This window comes from Chamaesiphon sp. OTE_75_metabat_556 (assembly GCF_031378165.1).
GTDB lineage: Bacteria > Cyanobacteriota > Cyanobacteriia > Cyanobacteriales > Chamaesiphonaceae > Chamaesiphon.
The window spans coordinates 1-1,538 of record NZ_JANNDR010000487.1 but is presented as its reverse complement, the minus strand read 5'-3'; the positions used below and the strand labels follow the sequence as shown (position 1 = coordinate 1,538).

At 42.1% G+C, this 1,538-nt stretch carries 1 protein-coding gene and 1 pseudogene; both read left to right on the top strand.

What is annotated here, in order from left to right; genetic code table 11:
• Positions 1-76: 76 nt before the first annotated feature.
• Positions 77-829 carry a hypothetical protein gene (locus RMO27_RS19570; protein ID WP_309735673.1) on the top strand — a complete coding sequence of 251 codons (753 nt, stop codon included), beginning with the start codon at positions 77-79 and terminating at the stop codon, positions 827-829.
• Between the two features lie 347 nt (positions 830-1,176).
• Positions 1,177-1,538, top strand: a pseudogene (locus RMO27_RS19565) (hypothetical protein); the annotation flags it as partial.

Below are 1,538 nucleotides of genomic sequence, written 5' to 3'. Positions count from 1 at the left end.
GAAAGTTTCCGCCTAATAATAGTTAGACCTCAATGCTTTGAAACTCCGCTGCTAAATGCAATTTGCATAAAAAAGTATGATAGAGATTCTAAAAGGATTACAAAGTACGCCGCTTTGGATAGTTATCGGAGCAGTAGCTATCTACCTTTTTAGAAATTATTTTGAGAATCGGCTTAAAAGTTATTTTGCAAACTCCGAAAATCGATTTAAAAGCTATCTTGCAAATGCAGAAAAACTCGTGGCAAGTTCTCTATCTATTAAACAAGATCTTCGCAGTCAAGAGCAAAAAGAACTTGTAGAGTTTCGTATATGTGTTGAAAAATGGGAATACTTTCTTCAAGTTGGTATCAGTGACTTGATAATAAAGTCAGGATCTGATGATTTTAAGCCTGCTGATTTCCATAGCCTTGATATTGAGCTATTCGGGAATGTTCGTATTGCGGCTGTAAAAGCATCAATTTTACTTCGAGATCCTCAACTTGAGATTGAATTGCTCAGGACTATATCAACCATTCGCTCAATGTATTACCCTCTTCTCGAATCAACAGTACGCGATGTGCTTGAATTGCAAGGCCAGCTCTTACCGTTTCTAATAAGGATGAATCTTTTTGATGCCAGCGGATCGAAAGACTTAAGTGTCGCATTGAACCCAGATGAGGCAGAGATTGTCGTGAGTATTAGGAAGAAAATGTCAGATGTGCTGAACAGCTATATAGAGAATCTCGTTGCGGGGTATAAACCGATTGCTGAGCAGCTTTATGAACTCAAAGACAAAATTAATGTTCATATTTATCGTCCACTTACTAGCCATAATATTCACGAATCATAATGCTGCTTGGCAGGAATTTAGATTGAAGTATTTTGAGGCATATAATGCAGAACACTAAATTTCACTTGTCTAATAAGCGCGTGCACACGGAACGGAGGCATACGCTATCGGTTATGATGCAAAGTGCAGTGCCGTCCGGTGACGCGCCAGCCGTTATACCGACAAGAGATCGCCCCATTCTTCAAAAAAAGCTATAGTTGCCTCCAAAATAATTCCTCACAAGTTATTCATGTTTGAGCTTTACCATTGGGCATGAAGAAACCATCGATCGACTAGCTCGATCGAAAGGCCATGTCTAGGGAAAAAGGTACCGTGATGAATGTTATTTCATCAGGAGTCAACAGACAATGCAGAAATCTAATCTGCTTGGCAAAACCCATTGGAGCCAACGCTTAGTCATCCTGGGGATTATTTTATTCGCAGTCGCGATCGCCCTCTGGCAAATGGTGCCGCCCAATGTCATCCCAACAACAGCACCACTGACCGAATTTTCTGCCGATCGCGCCATGCCGCATTTAAAAGCGATCGCACAAGCACCACATCCGATCGGTTCTGCTGCTCATACTGCCGTGCGGGAGTATCTGATGGCTCAACTCCAAGCAATGGGACTGCAACCAGAAATTCAAACTAAAACAGTCGTGCAACCTGGCGATGGTGGCTTTGGAGTGGGTCGAGTTAACAACGTGCTGGTGCGAATTCCAGGAAAAGC

Coding starts and splice junctions, on each gene's coding strand:
- RMO27_RS19570 (WP_309735673.1), top strand. CDS start 77: ATGATAGAGATTCTAAAAGGATTACAAAGTACGCCGCTTTGGATAGTT.